The organism is Candidatus Limnocylindrales bacterium (genome assembly GCA_035559535.1).
Classification (GTDB): Bacteria; Moduliflexota; Moduliflexia; order Moduliflexales; family JAUQPW01; genus JAUQPW01.
The window spans coordinates 16,772-34,551 of the sequence record DATMBG010000027.1; the positions used below are offsets into that span (position 1 = coordinate 16,772).

Here is a 17,780-nt window from a genome sequence, read left to right on the forward strand (position 1 = left end):
GACCCATGAGACTGGAAATTCATTTGAAACTTAAAAGCGACGCAACCTTCGGGCGCGGGGATGGCGTGGCCGGACTGGTGGATGAGGAGGTGGAATACGATGTGGAGACCGGTTTGCCGTTCCTGCGCGGGCGTACGTTGAAAGGCCTATTAGCCGAAGAATGCGCCAACATTCTGTTTGCCCTGAATCGACAAAATTCCCCGGCATATGCCCGGTTTGAACAGGCGGCGAAGTTTCTCTTCGGGCAGGGGGGGAGTACCCTGGAAGACGATGCTTTGATGCACGTCGGCGCCGCCTTGTTGCCCCAAGAGCTGCGGGATGCCATCGAAGCAGATGTGAAGTCAGACCCGCCTCGTCTGAAGCCCGCCGAGGTTTTAGAGTCACTGACCGCCATTCGGCGTCAGACCGCCGTTGATGAAAAAACAGGCGCACCCGAGGAAGGAAGCCTGCGGTCAATGCGGGTTGTGCTGCGCGACACGCCGTTTATCGCGCGACTGGATTTTGATAGGGATCCCGATGACGTGACAAAGGCGTTACTTGCAGCCTGTGTCCTGTCTTTGCGGCGCGCGGGTACAGGGCGCAATCGTGGTCGCGGACGGCTGACTGCGCGGTTAAGGGATGAGCATGGTCACGACATCACGGATCATTGCTTTCAGGACTTTCAGCAACTCGTGAAAGGAGCGTCATCATGAGAGTGATCACTTATCGTATAACCTTGCTGGAACCGACCCTGGTCACGGCTCTGGAAGGCGATCCCAACGAAGCCGTAGCTTTTGATTATTTACCCGGCAGTGTCCTGCGGGGTGCGGTTATCAAACGATATCTCCGTGCAAGGAACTTAACCCAATTAGACGCCGTCGACACGGACGCACGGCGATTGTTCTTTGATGGAACCACCCGCTATCTCAACGGGTATCCGCTGGATCGCCTGGGCAGGCGTACTCTGCCTACTCCCCAGTCCTGGCAGCGCGAGAAGGGCAACGAAATGGATGTTTTCGACTTTGCCGTGGAGATGCGTGATGAGGACGAAAAGCAATGGCAGGGGGTCGACAAACCATTTTGCGCGTTGAGTAATGAAGGGGGACAAAAGGTTCATCTTGTCCAGCCGGACCGTCACATTACCGTCCATACCGCACGTACCCGCCGGTTCGGACGGGCGATGCCTGCTCACAAAATCGATCCCTCGAAGGATGATACCCAAGGAGCCGTCTACCGGTATGATGCCCTGGCTCCGAAACAGACCTTTGAAGCCGCAATTCTTTGTAATGATAGCGATGTAACCCCTCTCAAGTTGTGGCTCATGGGCGATGCCATACTGGGAGGCTCCCGTAGCGGAGGTTATGGGTTATCAAGGTTTGAGGTTTTAAAGGATGAAGCATTGGATACCTGGCGTGAGGCAAACAGTACGTTCATCCCAGATGTAGACGGTAAGCTGATCATCACCCTATTGAGCGATGCCTTGCTGCGGGATCACAATGGTCAGTTTGTCGTTGATCCACAGGTAGTCACACGGACGCTGTCAGAACGGATGGGGATTTCTTTATCGCCTTACAAACATGCCGGCGAGGCGGCTCCTTCCAGATGGGCTTATCTTCGCGGAGAAACCGTTGGTGGTTTTAACCGCAAGTGGGGCTTGCCGTTACCACAGGCACTTGCGGTGAAAATGGGAAGTGTGTTCGTTTACGAAAAACCCCATATGGACGACCGGGAGTTAAAGGAGAGGTTACAGAAACTGGAGGTGGAGGGCATAGGTGAGCGTCGTGCCGAGGGCTTTGGACGGGTGGCCGTCAACTGGCAGATGGAAGCGGAGTTAAAGGTCGATCCCATCAGGCCAAGGCCAACCATCCAGGCCACCCCGATTTCGCCGGGATCGGATAGCGAGATACTGCTGAAACGCATGGCGGAACGGATGTTGCGTCAGCGGTTGGACGAACGATTAATTACCAGGGTGAACACCCTTCATATCGATAAGGCACCCCACAATTCCCAACTATCGCGGTTACGCAACATCCTTCACGACGAGTTGAGGAAAGAACAGCCCAATCCGCAGCGTGTGCGTGATTTCCTTAAACAGGTTAAGGATCGCAATACTGCACGCAAGCAATTTGAGCGTGCACGGATTGACAGCACGCCGTTGTTGGAATGGTTGGAGAACACCCTTCAGAAAACAGAAGAAAATGCCTGGAAGGCCATACTGGGTTTTCAGCCAGGAGATACACGCAAAGTGGGTGGCCTGACAGCGGCTCTAACCGATACGTTACGTATCGAATATGTTCTACGTTTCATGGATGCCGTGCTGGCTCGTGCTATAAAAAATCGGCAAAAGGAGGAAAAACAGCCATGACGAAATCATTCTGGTCACCTCAAACATCCCGGAAAATCATCTCTCGCATCGTCGTCGAGGGCGATTTGGTCCTTCAAACTCCGGCACATTTCAGCAATGGGGATACCGATGAGCTAACCGATATGCCGCTTTTGGTTGATCCACTCGATGGCAAGACACCCTTACTTACGGGCGCTTCAGTCACCGGAGCGTTACGAAGTTATCTTCGCGAACGTGAACGGGGATATGGACAACCCGCCGATTCAAATTCAGCCAGTGTCCGGCTCTTCGGTAGTTTGAAACGAGATGAGGAAGGTGAACAAAGCCCACTCATTGTAGAAGATGCGCTGGGTAAACCCGGAACGTTCGGTATTGAAATGAGGAACGGGGTCAGCATCGACCCTAAAAGTCGCACAGCCAGAGAGGACAGGTTATTCGACCTGCAACTGTGGCAGGCAGGTACGACCTTTCCATTACGATTCGAGCTGCTCATCCGAGAGGGTGACAATGCTGATATTCTCAAACGTGGCCTGGCGACGGCGCTGGCCGGGTTTAATGACGGTAGCATCATGCTGGGTGCCCGCAAGCGACGCGGCTATGGACGAGTGAGCGTTTCAGGATGGCGGGTCAAAACTTATGATCTGACAAAACCTGATGGTTTGCTTGACTGGATTGAAAAGGGTGACGAACCCCTTTCAGCAGTAACCCCAATCCAGGACATAGGTAAAGCCCTGGGTGTTACGAAGCTTGAGGACGATCGTCGTGAGTTTTTCCACATTAACGCCACCTTCGCACTAAATGGATCTCTGTTGATTCGCTCCGGCAGTGGTCAGGACGATCAAGGACCTGACATGGTACACCTGCATGCACGGCAAGCCGATGGCACCAGAAAGCCGATTTTATCTGGAACAAGTCTGGTCGGTGTACTGCGGGCACGGGCGTTGAAGATTGCCAACACGCTGGACACTCAAGACCGGGCACAAACGTTGATTGATGAAATGTTCGGAGCGGATATGGACGAAGTTCAGAAGCGCAGGCAACAGGGTAACCCCGATGCAACTCCGTTGGCCAGTCGTGTCATGGTCACCGAAATCGTTGTGCAAAACGCCAGGACAGACCTTGTCCAAAATCGGGTCAGTATAGACCGCTTCACCGCTGGAGCGCGAGAGACGGCGCTATTCAACGAACAACCTGCCTTCGGAGGTCATGACACGACCCTGACGGTGGATATACGATTGGTAAACCCAAAGGATTACGAAATTGGACTTCTCTTGCTGCTGCTCAAAGACCTGTGGACGGGTGACCTGCCCTTAGGCGGGGAGAGCAGTGTCGGACGGGGACGGTTGAAAGGTAACCGTGCGATTTTAACCTTCCAGGGCAGAGGTACATCCCAACGGTGGGAAATCGGGACCAACGGACAAGATCTGACCGTTATGGAAGATCGTGAAGCATTAGAAAAATTTGTTTCCGCATTGAGCTTGTATTTGAAGGGAGGGAGATCATGAAACTGGAAATTAAATCCTACCCTGCTGTCGTTCAACCGATTCCAACGGATACCATCCAGGATGTGAAAGCATGGTTACAAACCCAGGCTGTCCAATACAAGTTAAAATGGTTACTGGCCCATGCCGACGATGGTGTGATCTGGGGTAAGATAAATGACAACGGGCAACTGGTCACATCCAACGGGGTGGCACCTGAAGTATCTCCACCGCTCCGTGCAGAAACGTTACAACAGGCACGACTGTTTGCAGAACACGCCGAACTCCTGCTCTGGCGCGACGGCGACAATCGGTGGCATGCTCGCCTGATTCGCCAGCCTGTCAACGGAGAAACACCGATATTCACCGATGCCATTGATGAACCCCAGATGCTTTGGGGTACCCACGGGGAACATCGTAACGGCTTCACCTTGCTGCGAGACGGCGCGCAAGGACTGTGCCATGCTGTGCCGATGGAATTACCTTTGGGAAAGAACCGGGAGGCCAATCCGCCATACCTGTGGGTACGACACTACATCCAGGAAGACGACAGCGGTTTTGCCCGTATTGTCGCCAGTCGGCTGGTTAAACTGAAAAACGAGGAGGGACCAAAATGAGCAACCGTACCATCTTGAATTTACCCAGGCACAAAAATCCCGTTAACCCAAATGGCAAGCTCAAACCTAATCGCACCGCCAGCGCGCCTTACAACTTTGTGCCGTTGCCGGAAGTTGTTGTAACAGCCGTAGACCACGCCAACGATCTTCCCGACCATGATCGCTATTATCCCGATCGGCATACGGGTTATTTTGAGGTTACACTCATGACGAAGTCGCCGCTTTACGTACGGTGTCCGTTTACCTTGCCCGAATTCCTCCGGCAAGAGCGTGGCGAGGACAAAGACAGCTCCTATCTCCAGCAAGTAAAGAACACCCCGCACTTTTTCTACACCCGTGACCCCAACCAGCCTGTCATCCCCGGTAGCAGCCTGCGCGGCATGTTACGTAGTGTGCTGGAGATTGTGAGTTACGGCAAGGTGCAATGGGTGACAGATTCCCTCAAAATCTTTTACCGCGCCGTAGCAGCAGCAAAGGACGATCCTTTAGGTGAACCGTACAGAAAAATCATAGGCAAATTTGGAAGTAACGTCCAGGCTGGATATTTGATTAAAAAAGGGGATGAATGGTATGTTAAACCGGCTAAAAAGCCAGCAGATATGGGATGGCCGGAGAAAGGAGCCTATCTCAAGGTCAAAGAGGATAGTATTCACGATAACGCCCTACCCGGTCTTATTCGTTTTAATTCACCCCATTATCGGCCTCAATATCATCCTGTCAGTTTCGACGTAGACATTCGTAAAGGCAAAAAGGGTAATTTCATTACCATAACTCGTATCGGTCCATCTGATGCCGGATACCCATACCGGGGCATTCTTGTCTGCTCCGGCAATATGCGTGAAGCTGGCAGCGAAGAGGTTGTTTCCCCTCGCAAAAGGCATGCCTTAGTGTTAGAGGCAATTGAGGGAAAGAAACTTCTCAAAATCAACAATCAAGCTGTAACCGACTATCTGGATGCGTTGACTCCCTTCCAAATTGAACCACCTTTTGACCGATATAGGGGGTGTCTACGGGATGGGTATCCAATTTTTTACGTTGAAGTAAGAGGTGAAGTCTTGTTTTTCGGTCATACCCCGAACTTCAGAGTGCCGGCCTTCATCGAGAACGACAAACGTACCGCCACACCTCTAGATTTTGTTCCCAAAGCCTTACGCTATCCTGAACATATTGACTATGCCGAGGCCCTATTTGGGTTTGTACGCACACGACCAGAACTGGACGATATGAAGCAGCGCGGGGTTATTCAGGAAATCCCAAAGCAAGGTGATAAACACCGGGCCTATGCCGGACGTGTCTTTGTCACCGATGCTATATTGGCAGAAGGGCAATCGGACATCTGGTTCTCTCAAAATCCTATAGTACCGAGTATTCTCGCCTCACCCAAGCCGACGGCGTTTCAACACTATCTCGTACAGACGAGTGACGACAAGAACACACTCCATCACTATGGTGATAAGACGCCTGAGGAGACCGTCATTCGTGGCCACAAGCTATACTGGCACCAGGGCGACCGTACCCGACAAGATATTGAAGATCCCAACGCTCCGGCCACAAGTACTCAGCACACTCAGTTCAGACCCGTTAAACCGGGAGTAACATTTACCTTTCGCATCTATTTCGAAAATCTCTCCGATCGTGAGTTGGGCGCGCTCTGCTGGGCACTACATCCGTTAGGAAATTCTACCAGGGAATATTGCCACCATCTCGGCATGGGCAAACCATTGGGCATGGGCGCGGTGAAGCTGGAGGCCGTCCTGTACCTGACCAACCGTCCAACACGTTACGGCTCGTTATTTAACGGCGACACCTGGCAGACAGGTACTTCAAGCAGCGGCGAATCCCTGTCTGACCGTACAACCTTAGAACGGCGTACCCACGAGTTTGAGCAGCATGTTTTAGAAGTACTCAATCCTAACACCACCTGCCAGCACCTCTATGAACTGAAGCGTATCGGCATGCTGCTCAAAATGATGGAATGGCCGGGATTTAAGGCAGTACCGCCTGTTAACGGTCAGGCTGCTCCTAATAACTGTGTCATCACTGAAAATGGCAGGCAGCGTCCCAACACCCGATATATGATGATCGAATTGCCAGGCGTGCAGGGCACAAAGAAAAATGAATACCGTGACCGTCCCGTATTGCCTGATCCCTGTGCTTTTGATCCCCACATTGCCGAGCCAATCTCAGATACTACAAAGGTGCCCGCCAGCAAGCTGACCACACCATCCCAGGATCTAGGTTCTACACCTGCAGCAAAATCGCTAATCAAAACTACTCCAAAGGTAAGCCCGAAGGTCCAGAAACCGAAACAAGAAGAGGTTACAACGAAGAGGGAGTGGGTCACTCTAGTAGAAGATGTTAAGGGGGGCAAAGCAAAAGTCCAAACCGAGGGAGGTGAAATCGTTTCGTGTAGCAACTTCCCTCTCTATCCGATGGGAATGGGAACCGCCGGAATGCGTTGTCGTGCCGATGTCACGCGGCAGGATGGAAAAGTACAACGTGCGATTTTTAAAGGATGGGAGTAAGTATATCTGTCACATCAGTGCCCAGTAATTCTCTATGCGAATCTCTATAAAAATAGGTTTTCTGGAAGATCTTGCAAATTCACAGCCCGACATTGGGCTTGAGTGTCAAAAGCTTCTAAGGTTACTCCAAAAAACCGATGTGAGCAAATTGCAGGGTCAGGCCCCCACATTCTCTGGCTGGCGTTTGTATAAGTTAAGGTATTTTCCCTTTATACTGTTTTCACACCCTGGAAATCTCGCAGTTCTAGCCAAACTCGAAGGAAATCTTGTTTCCATATACCACATTTTAATTTTAAGCGATAGCAGGTGGCAGCCGCTAAGCGCAGTAAAAAAGGCACAACATAAAGCGGAGGAAGAAGCTCAAAAGAGAATTGAAGAAGAACAACGGCGGCTTGAGATGGAGCGAGTGCAACTTAACCAGGAACAACGAAAAGTCGAGGAAGCACGTCAAAGAGTAGAAGAAACACGCAGGCAATTGGAAGAAAAAGCACGACAACTTGATCAGGAACGACGAAAGGTCGAGGAAGCGCGCTGCGAGGTGGAGGAAATACGGAAACAATTAAAAGAAGAAATCCAGCGTAAAGCAGAAGAGGAAGCACAGCAAAGGATTGAAGAAGAACAGAAAATCGAAGAGAAACCCGAACAATTAAAGGGGGGAAGGTATACTCCACTTGATCATCGACCTCCTAGAAGATATGCAAGCACGGAAGAACATCCTGAGAAACCAGTATTGCGAGAGCCAGGACTACGGCGTCCGAAACCCGAGATCATCTGTTTGAAAAGGGCACGCCAATGGATTCTGGCCGTGGAGATACCGGTAGATCTTCTTGAAAACCCCGGTTTGACGGTACTTCAAAATGAATCACCTCTCCCGCAAGATGAATCAGATGAAAATTACCGGTGTCTTAAAGAATTTCATGGACAGGTCGTGATCCGTTGGGAGGAAGATGGGAGTACGAGGGAGCGGCATACTACCTTTGGTGAAGAAGGCTATCTACTATTTAAACTGAATAATCAAAATGAAGGACGCTACATCCGGTCTCCTTCATTTGGATCCTATCTGGCCGTGGTTCCGGATAGTTGGGAACGTGATTTTGAGCTTTCGGGACCGCCCCCCATAGCACCGGAGCCCGTTTCCTTAGAGGGCTATCAGGCTCATTTCTATATCCTTGAGAAAGGCGATGGCAAAAAGATCGCTTTTCGCAGCCAGGAGGGCAAGTCGGTTATAATCCAGCCCAGAGCATCCCGATTCGAACTGGTTGGGAATCTTCTAAACGATGCGAATGAAGCTATGGGTCCTTTATTTGGAGAGAAACCCCCCCGAATCCGCTCTTTAGACGACCGCCTCCAATGGAAAGATATTGGGACCATCGTTATTGGGGAGGAGGGAATCAGAAAATTAGGATGGACCAGGCTGTTGAGTCTCGACCCAGACACTCAGGAACAGGACCTGCCTTCTGAAGTTACAGAACGGGGCGATGGCTGGTATTTTATCAGGATTTACAATCTGAAGGATGAGCTTTTAGAGAGTTTAGACTTCAGATTTATCCCCGCCTTGAAGGCTATTAGAGTACCTCCACCCTCTCCGGTTCCTACTAAGGATGGACATGAGCCTACACGGGTTGAATTCCTTCACCAGCCGGGGTGCACAGTTCAACCGTCCCGTCAATTAGAAGAGCTCGTCCAGATCGAGCGTGGAGATAACAGGACGGTACTGACCCTTCCTGCCAATCCTAACTATGATAAAACCGATTGGTTTATAAGTTCTCGAGGCACGTGTCAGATACAGGTTACCATTCTTGTGGAAAGACTCTGGTGGGCCATTGGAGAAGAAAGCCAAATACCCTCAGAATGGAAAGCTCAAAAACTTCCTCTTACCCGTGAAGATTTCCTGGCCACATCAAGGAAAACGTTGTGGCTGAGACTTCCAAAACCACGTTGGGCAGATAAAGCTTTTGTTGGATTTAAAGAAGCAACAGCCGTACCTTGTCCTATAAAAGTTACAGAGAGAACCATCAGTATCCCGTTACGACAGTTCTGTGATGCACAGGAGATCCAAAATATTGGCACAATTTTATTTAATTTTTGGATTCACCATAGGGGTACAAAGTATCAAATAACCACCTGCAAGCTTACACTCAAAGCTAATTGTAGACTCTGTGAATTCTCAATTTCTACAGAAGAAGATCTATGGGATCATATTAAATCCGATCACCTGGACGCATGCTTTCGACTTTTGACTTCCGAGGAAACCCATGAAAGAATACAGGATCAAGACTCTGCTCTTCCAAGAGAAATATATAAGTGTTCTCATTGTAATTTCTATGTTGAATCCGATGATCCGAGAAATCCAACCACTGTCATGGACCGACACAGCAAAGAGAAATCTCATAAAGCAGGAGCTCCTTTAGAAATTAAAATTCTTTCTAAACCAGATGAAATCCGAGAGGTTCTCTCCAAAAACCCCCCCCATCTTTATGAATGCAAGTGGTGTCGTTATCTTTTACGTAACGCTATTCCAAGAGATAGGATAGGGCATTTGAGGGAAAACCATAAAAATATGCTTTACGTGTTTCAATAAAGGAGTGAGGATTTCTAATGGATCTCATAACGTTATCCCAACGAATTGAAGAGAGATATCGGCATTATCTCAAAACCACCTTTTATTTTAAGGATCCAGATCTCCGGGCATCTTTTGAAGAAGCCCTTCAGTCAGGATATTTGAGCAAAGGGCCGTACCTTGAGGCTACTCCCGTTTTCCAGCGGGCCCAGAGGCCAAGAGATCTGTTTCAGAACCTCCTTGGATTTGAGCCTGATGAAGCACTCTTGAGGGCCGTGCAGGGAGATAGACCCCTTTACCGACATCAAGAAGCCGCCATTCGAGGAGCCTTTGAAGGACGTAATATCATTGTGGCCACAGGAACAGGAAGTGGTAAGACCGAGTCTTTTCTTTATCCTGTCTTGCTTCACCTTTACCGAGAATTTCAGTCCGGTCAATTGGGTCCGGGGGTGCGGGCTTTGATTCTCTATCCCATGAATGCTCTGGCAAATGATCAGCGGGAGCGTTTGGGTGAAATTTGCAAACAGCTTGAATACGAGAAATCATCCTTCAGAGTTACCTTCGGACAGTATATCGGAGAAACACCGGAAGATGAAAACGACACCCGACGTCGTGCCGTCGAGCGCCTGGCAAATCGGCTACCCGGCGAGCTGGTTTTACGCTCTGAAATGCGAAGCCAACCTCCCCATATTCTGCTCACCAACTACTCCATGCTGGAATATCTACTGCTCAGGCCGGATGATAGTCCCCTCTTTGATCATGGACGTGCTCGATGGTGGACGTTCCTGATACTCGACGAAGCCCATCAATATCGAGGCTCGAAGGGTATTGAGATGGCCATGCTCCTGCGACGCCTCAAACAGAGACTCAGAGAGGGTGGGCGTCTGGAGCCTTTTCGGTGTATTGCAACGAGCGCCACGCTGGCTGAAGGAGAAAAGGATCGTGAGGCTGTGGCAAAGTTTGCCTCTAACCTGTTTGGTGAGGAATTTTGCACGAAAGACGTAATTCTTGGAGAGACTGAACCCATCCCAGAGTCAGGGATAGAATATCTTCCCGCACATGTTTATGGACTTCTACGGGAAGCCCTGCAGGGACGAATTCCAGAAACCAGGAACCAGCTTGCCGGGTTGGCGAATAGACTGGAAATAGATCTCCCGGATAGCGAGGATTTATCCTATACGGTTGGAAGGATTCTGCAACACGATATTCGATCCACGAAGCTACGTCGTCTTATTACAGGCAATCCTATGGAAGCTCGGGAAGTTGCCGAAGAGGTCTTTGCTGACCTGTCGGATACAGAACGCGTACCTGCCCTATCTGAATTGATTGAGCTTCTCCTCCAGGCAAGAGATCCTGCTTCCCATGCCCCGCTCTTATCGGTACGCTACCATCTGTTCTTACGTTCGCTTGAAGGCGCATTTGTTTCCTACTGGCCGCAAAAGAAGGTCTTCCTGGATCGTAAAGGGAAGGATCAGGAGATTAAAGCTTTTGAAGTTGCACTGTGTCGGGAATGCGGTCAACACTACTTTATAGGCCCAAAAAATCTCAAAGGTGGTAAACTGGAGGAAGCGATCCGCGACCCGGGTCAAATTGATTTTGGAGCTACTTTCTTACGCCCCCAAGAGGATCGTGAGGAAGATGACATAGAGGAGGATTATAGTGGGGTTGTCAACAGACAGATACTCCAGCTTTGCGTTCAGTGCGGCGAGATAGGACGAAGTAAACCAGGATGTAACCATGACAATTTAATCCAGGTAGTCCAGGAAGAATCTCCAAAGGATGAAGATAGAGCCGATCAGGTAGCGAAGTGTGGCGCTTGCGGATACAGTGCGGCCGGTCGTGATCCTGTGAGAGAAGTAATCCATGGAGCCGATGGCCCCAATGCGGTTATTGCTACAACTCTTTATCAGAGCCTTCCAGAGAAACGGAAAAAAATACTGGCATTTACCGATGGGCGTCAGGAAGCCGCCTTTTTTGCCTGGTATCTTGAAGATTCCTATAGAGACATTCTGAACCGCAACTTGATTTTGAGGGTGGTTCAGAGGCTGAGTCCCCATGTATCGGAAGGTCTGTCCCTGCGAGAACTGGCTACAAACCTACGAGATCTCTTTATAGAGAGAAGGATTTTTCCTCCTACCACAGGTAGCTTAGACTTGAGCCGTGAGGCCTGGCTGAGACTTTATCGGGAGTTTCTCACCGATGAATCGAGAATTTCCTTAGAGGGCGTGGGTCTGGTTCGGTGGCTGGTAAAATGGCCAGTCTGGTTCCAGATTCCTGAGATTCTCAGGAATCCCCCCTGGTCGTTAACCGAACAAGAAGCCTGGGATTTACTATTTATTCTCCTGGATTTTATGAGGGCCGAAAGGGCCCTTGAACTTCGAACTGAGCCGGGTATTTCCGTAAATTGGAGTGATCTTAAACTCCAAGGAGGGCAAACTCGGGTTCGAATCGGTGAACCTAAAAAGCAAAAGGATGTACGGAGCTGGGATGGAAAAACGGGACGGCGTGCCCAGTTTTTGACCAGGCTTCTGATAAGGAACCATCTTTCCATAGATCAGGCAATCCCTTGGGCTATTGAAACTCTGAGAGCAATCTGGGAAACTCTTAAAGAATTTGATCAGTCAGCTTCTCCCCAAGACCGTTTACTTCTTCCTGTTGAAGATGCCCGGAGGCTTAATCCCGATTGGTGGAGAGTGCATCTCGTTACCCAGCATCATAAAATTTTCCGATGTGACAGGTGTGGGCGTCTTCAGACCGTATCGGTTCGTAGAGTCTGCCCAAGGCCTCGTTGCCTGGGCACGCTTAATGGGATACAACCGGATAACCTTGAGCCTAATCACTACCGTTGGTTATATGAAGAGGATCTAGCCGGTCCTATGCGCGTGGAAGAGCACACCGCACAATTGGACCATGGGAAAGCACGGGAATTTCAGGATGAGTTCAAAGAAGGTAGAATCCATGTTCTGAGCTGTTCTACAACCTTTGAAGTGGGTGTAGACTTAGGGGATCTCGACACCATCTTTCTCCGCAATGTACCGCCGGAGGCCTTTAACTATGTACAGCGGGTGGGTCGGTCGGGACGCCGGAGTGGGTCTCCTGGATTTGCTATTACCTATTGTCGTCGCGGACCCCACGACCTTTATCACTTTGCTGAACCCAGGCGCATACTGAGTGGTAAGGTTCGACCTCCTGTGTTGAGTCTACGAAATGAAAAGATAATTACTCGCCATATCACGGCAACCGCCTTATCTTATTTCTTTCGAAACTTTAAGGATAAGTTCAAGACCGTTGAAAATTTTTTCAATGACCTAAGTCATCCTTCGGGTGTTGCCGACTTTAAAACTTTCTTAAATGAGCAGGAAGCTAACCTTAAGAAATCTTTACAGGCTATTGTTCCACCCGAAATAGCGGGCCGGGTTGGCTTAGAGAACAAAGATTGGATGGCAAAGGTTGCCGGAGAGAAAAGTAGACTGTTTCTTGCTGAAGCGGAGGTTTCCAGTGATTATCAAAACGTGATTGAGCTTGAAAAGAGTGCAAGGGAAAACAGAAATTATCGAACTGCCGAATGGGCCCGGAAGCGAGCCGATACCATTGCTAAAGAGGAGTTTCTTTCGTTTCTTTCCCGTAAGGCCGTGATCCCCAAGTATGGCTTTCCGGTAGATGTGGTGGAACTAGATACACAAAGTATTCAGCATGGCGAAGCGAAGGAAATTTCCCTCCAGAGGGACTTAGCCATTGCCGTTTCTGAGTTTGCCCCAACGAGCAAGCTGATTGCCAACAAAAAGATATGGACTTCCTACGGGTTAAAGCGGGTTGCCGGGCAGGAATGGGATCGCTGGTGGTATGCCCGGTGCCCCATCCATAACCGTTTTGAACGTAAACCCTGGCGGGATGAAAAACGGCTGCCATCTTTTAATAAATGCTGTGCGCATATGTTTCCCGCACAGTACCTCGATCCGAGATTTGGCTTTGTGACCAATCGAGAGAAACCGGAAGAGCCTAAAAGGCGACCCGATAAGGTCTTTACCACGCGGCCCTACTTTGCAGGTTTTAAAGACAAGGAAGGCAACCCGATTAACTTTGGAAGTATTCGTTTAACGACGGCCACCCCCGGTTATCTGGTGGTGCTTTGCGAAGGCCGCCGTGGGAGAGGGTTCTACATCTGTGAAAGATGTGGTGCTGGATTTCAACAACCCAAAAAGAAACATGAGACCTCCTACGGGAGTGAATGTTCCGGAACGCTGGTACAGGTTTCTCTGGGGCATGAGTTTGTCACGGATGTACTTCAGCTTCAGTTTCATGCCAAAACTGAAGAGGCTACACAGCCCGTCTGGTTCGCATACTCATTGGCTTATGCCCTGGTCGAAGGGGCTGCCTCAGAAGTCTTAGAGGTACCCTCTACGGATCTTAACGCAACCGTAGCCTATAGTAGTCAGACAGATTCTCTACCTCCCATTATCCTCTACGATAATGTACCGGGTGGAGCAGGCCTTGTCGCCCAACTGGAGAAAAAAGAAATGCTTCAAGCCTGTCTGGAAGCTGCCTGGAAAAGGGTTAGTGGGAACTGTGGCTGCGATGAGGGTACGAGTTGTTATGGATGTTTGAGAAGCTACCGAAATCAGTTCGCCCATCCCTATCTTCAACGGGGTCCTGTCCTGCGTTACTTGAAAACTATGCTCTTGGAGTGGGAAAGTGATTAAATGGCCTTCTATAACTTAAGGACATATGAATTTTGTCTTTTAACTTAACCTTTTTGTAAAAATCGGCACGAACTGGAATTAGGTTGACGCTGGAGTGAATTCCCGAACGTGCAGAATCTCTTGACCGCTCATGGGTCGAATATCCGCTCGACTGAGCGTCAGGAGCGCCACGGTTTTACCCTCTGCTGTGACAAACTCGACCTCGAAGGCTTCGCCGTCCCTGTAGCGATGCACTACGGCTCCTACATCACCTTGTTTCAGGCCGTGCTCTTCAATGTCATGGGTGAGAACGACCGTATCTAATTCTTGAATCATATTATCCTCCTCTTAACAGTTATTGATGAACAGTGAACAGACAGTCATTGGTTCATTTCAACCCACTCATATTGGATACGCGGTTACGAAGCGAGGACGGTTTTGACCTGCGTCAATGATCCAGACTGTTTGTATCCGTACGGTGCCCCCTCCCGGGGTTTGGAGTGCTCCTTCAAGGATATATTTTATGCCGTGTGGTGACGAAGTTGCTTCTTTAACATCTTCGGAACGAGCAATGGCTATTAGGCCTTGCTCCAATATGTTTATATTTGTTTCATCGAAGCCAAGGGTACGGAAGAACCTGGCTTTCGATCTACCAACAGGGTGTGTTTCCGATAATAGATAATCTCTCAATTTTGACGGCGAAATGTAAGCACTTTCCCGATTAGGGAGCTTCATGTCGGGCTCTCACTGTAGTAGAACCATAAAAATAAAGTACACTGGTTGGTTTGCCTAAACCTGATCAAACCTTCCAGGGAACTGAAAAAACCCAGTTCCTTATGTCTAAGCTTCTCAAGCCGGTCATGAGCTTCAGTCATGAGCTTATCGAAAGGGCACGATCTCAAATTCGCTGCAAGAGAACCGGGTCAGGAGAAGGTTCGGGTTTCTCCCTAAGTTCTAAGAACAAGGTTTAACTTATCCCTTGTTACCTTTATGAGGAAATTATAACACGATAAATTGAGGGCGTCAAGTTCGGACAAAATCGGGTAATTACGACTAATGCCATGCTGGCCGAGAGAGAAAAGGACCATGAGATCGTGGCAAGGCTTGCCTCTGACCTGTTGGTGAGGAATTTTGCACGAAAGATGTAATCCTTGAGCGGTATTTCAAGACCTCTTGAGGTATGCGAAACCATGTCCCAGATTATCATTAACCCTCAGTTAAAATTAAGTAAATAATTGGTACAACCTTTTGTTGAGGTTTGTGTCCAACTTTACAAACATCTGGTACAAACCTGTAACAGGCTGAGGAACTCTAAAGGGGATTCGACCTTCCGCCCCTCAACTTCCCATTCCTGTGGACAGGGAAAGGATTGAGGGGTGGGGATGGGGAGGGATCACTTGTAGTATTTGCAGGCTATGTTTATGTTGACCTCCTAGGGTATCAGGGGAGTTGGGTCTGATTCATGAATAGAAACTAAGGATTGATCCGTCCTCCTTTTTTACCTATCCCTTCCGCCTGAAATTTGCGTTATTTCGGCGGACCTATTTGACTTTTATCTCTTGAATCGTCTTACCGGAAGTTAAAGGAAAACCCTTCATATTTTTACGAAGGAAAAGATTGTAAAGAGGAATTAGCACCCTGATGTTAATCCGATAACCATCTCGACTCTGTTAAATTACGTTTTAGCCTTAAAAGCTCCGTAGGAGCCATCGGTTTGTAGCCATGTCTTATCGAATACCAGGCTTCGTGGGGGGTGGCTTGTGAAACACGGAACTAAAGGATCCTGGGGTGAGACGCCAGGATTTCCACACAGGTCGCCCTGCCGGAGCTTTTTCGGTAATTTAACAGGGTCGCGTTATAATCCAAACAGAAAATTCTATCTAAGTTCACCCTGGGGTTTACTGTGAACTGTTTCACAGTTGATTCTCCCCCTTATCGTCTTTTATCTTAACTTTAATTACTAGTGGGGCCAGGGGAATCCAAAGATTTCTCAAGGCCCTTCAAGGAGTATTGTGGAAGGTCGGAATCGTTTTCTCAGACTCTTCGAGCTTATGACCGAAATTCGGGGAAACCCGCGTCAAACCCCTGAGCAGATTGCCAGGTATTTCGGTATCTCGAAAACCCAATTCTATAAAGATAAGGCGGAACTGGAGAAATTAAATTTTCAATTTAAATACAATCGCTTAACCCGTTCCTTTGAAATAGAAAAAGATCCTTTTATTCCTACAGGTCATCTCACTCTGACCGAGATTTCAGCGTTGATTATGAGTGTTCGTCAACTCTTTGATATGAGCGATTACATCATTACCTATCGGGCCATTAAAGCCATTAAAAAGATTGTGGCCAATTACCCGGACACCCTAGTGCGTCATAAACTCGAAAGGGTTTTGGAAGACGCCATTTATAATGAAGGCTATGGCTGTAAGGAAACGATCCTGAACGCCCTGGAATACGCCATGGAGCATCGCAAAATTGTAAAAATTATCTACATTTCTCCCTATGATGACTTTCAAAAGATCACCCATGACATCGATGTCTACATGATTTTCTTTAGAAGGCGTTCTCTATATATGGATGCTTATTGTAGAACTACTGGAGACATCCGTACCTATCGACTCAGCCGGGTATTAAAGATTGAACCCTGGCCCGAACCCAATCGGTTTGAAGTTCGGGAAGATTATTCATTTAGAAATCGTCACAGAGATAGCTTTTCGGTATTTACGGGAGAGCGAAAGACCAGGGTGAAGATTCGATTCAACAAAGAGAAGGCTTTTTATATCCAAGAGGTTAAATGGCATCCCTCGGAGAGAATTGAAGCTTTGAAGGATGGGGGGATTCTCTACGAAGTCGAAGTTGCCGAACCGAGGGAAGTCATCTGGTGGGTTCGTCAATGGGGACCCGATGCAGAAGTATTAGAACCTGAGGAGATGCGGCAGTATATGCTGAACATGGCGAGAAGGGAGGTGGAGATGTACGGGCAGAATCCAGAAGACGGAGATAAAAATTTAAGATAAGTAACCTGTGAGGACATAAAGTGAGGTAAGAAAAATGAGAAAACCAAGAAGTCAACATTATATCTTTGCACATAAAATTTTACCATCCTTATTTCATGCCGACCCGGTAAAGTTTATCACAGCCTTGAGTAGTCATAGAAATGACCTTTTACATTTGTTGTGGGCACATGCAGGCACAAATATGGAAGAGTCAGACCTAGTAGCTGCAGACAACTTAGATTATGAGATCAGAAAATTGGATGAAGGAACGATCATAGTACTTATTACACTCCCGACTCCCCAAGCTGTTGCAGAGGCGTATTTTGTTGCAATGATTTATCGATCTTGGAAGAAAGAAATTTTCTGTACCCAGGAAGCTGTTACCCGTTTTATTACTTTGGAATACAGCTTCAATTTGCTAAATGATCTCCCAGGAACAGTTCTCGGTGAATGGACAGTTGACGGTACACATATAAACTTTGGTACAGGTCCCGAACCTATTTTAGAAGACTTCTTTGAAACGGTTTGGGGTTTAATGACCGAATAAAGCTTTGATTTCATTTTATCCACTTGCTTTATTAAGTAAAAACATCAGGATTAAC

The 17,780-nt window shown here is 48.5% G+C and carries 10 protein-coding genes; 9 read left to right on the forward strand and 1 reads right to left on the reverse strand.

Features of this window, described 5'->3' with window-relative positions; translation table 11 throughout:
- Positions 1–5 precede the first annotated feature (5 nt).
- From VNM22_09320 to VNM22_09350, 7 genes are read left to right on the forward strand one after another with little or no spacing between them, the layout of a single operon-like run.
- Positions 6–692 (forward strand): RAMP superfamily CRISPR-associated protein, encoded by a 687-nt coding sequence (locus VNM22_09320; protein HWP47347.1) that lies wholly within the window; start codon positions 6–8, stop codon positions 690–692.
- The gene (gene csx10 / locus VNM22_09325; protein HWP47348.1) at positions 689–2,344 is read left to right on the forward strand and encodes a CRISPR-associated RAMP protein Csx10; all 1,656 of its coding nucleotides are present in this window, start codon (positions 689–691) and stop codon (positions 2,342–2,344) included. The genes VNM22_09320 and csx10 overlap by 4 nt, the downstream gene beginning before the upstream one ends.
- Positions 2,341–3,828, forward strand: coding sequence for an RAMP superfamily CRISPR-associated protein (locus VNM22_09330; GenBank protein ID HWP47349.1), 1,488 nt, complete (start codon positions 2,341–2,343; stop codon positions 3,826–3,828). Before csx10 ends, VNM22_09330 begins: the two co-directional genes overlap by 4 nt.
- The gene (csx19, locus tag VNM22_09335) at positions 3,825–4,421 is read left to right on the forward strand and encodes a CRISPR-associated protein Csx19 (GenBank protein HWP47350.1); all 597 of its coding nucleotides are present in this window, start codon (positions 3,825–3,827) and stop codon (positions 4,419–4,421) included. Before VNM22_09330 ends, csx19 begins: the two co-directional genes overlap by 4 nt.
- A complete protein-coding gene (locus VNM22_09340) occupies positions 4,418–6,946 on the forward strand; it encodes a TIGR03986 family CRISPR-associated RAMP protein (GenBank protein HWP47351.1) in 2,529 nt (842 codons plus the stop codon). Before csx19 ends, VNM22_09340 begins: the two co-directional genes overlap by 4 nt.
- Before the next feature lie 34 nt (positions 6,947–6,980).
- Positions 6,981–9,527: a hypothetical protein gene (locus VNM22_09345; GenBank protein HWP47352.1), complete on the forward strand. Its 2,547-nt coding sequence runs from the start codon at positions 6,981–6,983 to the stop codon at positions 9,525–9,527.
- A gap of 17 nt (positions 9,528–9,544) precedes the next feature.
- Complete coding sequence (locus VNM22_09350) at positions 9,545–14,206, forward strand: DEAD/DEAH box helicase (GenBank protein ID HWP47353.1); 4,662 nt, start codon at positions 9,545–9,547, stop codon at positions 14,204–14,206.
- A 78-nt stretch (positions 14,207–14,284) separates the two neighbouring features.
- Here VNM22_09350 and VNM22_09355 read toward each other — a convergent pair whose 3' ends face one another.
- Positions 14,285–14,521 (reverse strand): DUF4926 domain-containing protein, encoded by a 237-nt coding sequence (locus tag VNM22_09355; protein HWP47354.1) that lies wholly within the window; start codon positions 14,519–14,521, stop codon positions 14,285–14,287.
- A gap of 1,676 nt (positions 14,522–16,197) precedes the next feature.
- Between VNM22_09355 and VNM22_09360 the strand changes: the two genes are divergently transcribed.
- Positions 16,198–17,199, forward strand: a complete 1,002-nt coding sequence (locus VNM22_09360; GenBank protein ID HWP47355.1) for a WYL domain-containing protein — start codon at positions 16,198–16,200, stop codon at positions 17,197–17,199.
- Between the two features lie 34 nt (positions 17,200–17,233).
- Positions 17,234–17,725 carry a hypothetical protein gene (locus tag VNM22_09365; protein HWP47356.1) on the forward strand — a complete coding sequence of 164 codons (492 nt, stop codon included), beginning with the start codon at positions 17,234–17,236 and terminating at the stop codon, positions 17,723–17,725.
- Positions 17,726–17,780 lie beyond the last annotated feature (55 nt).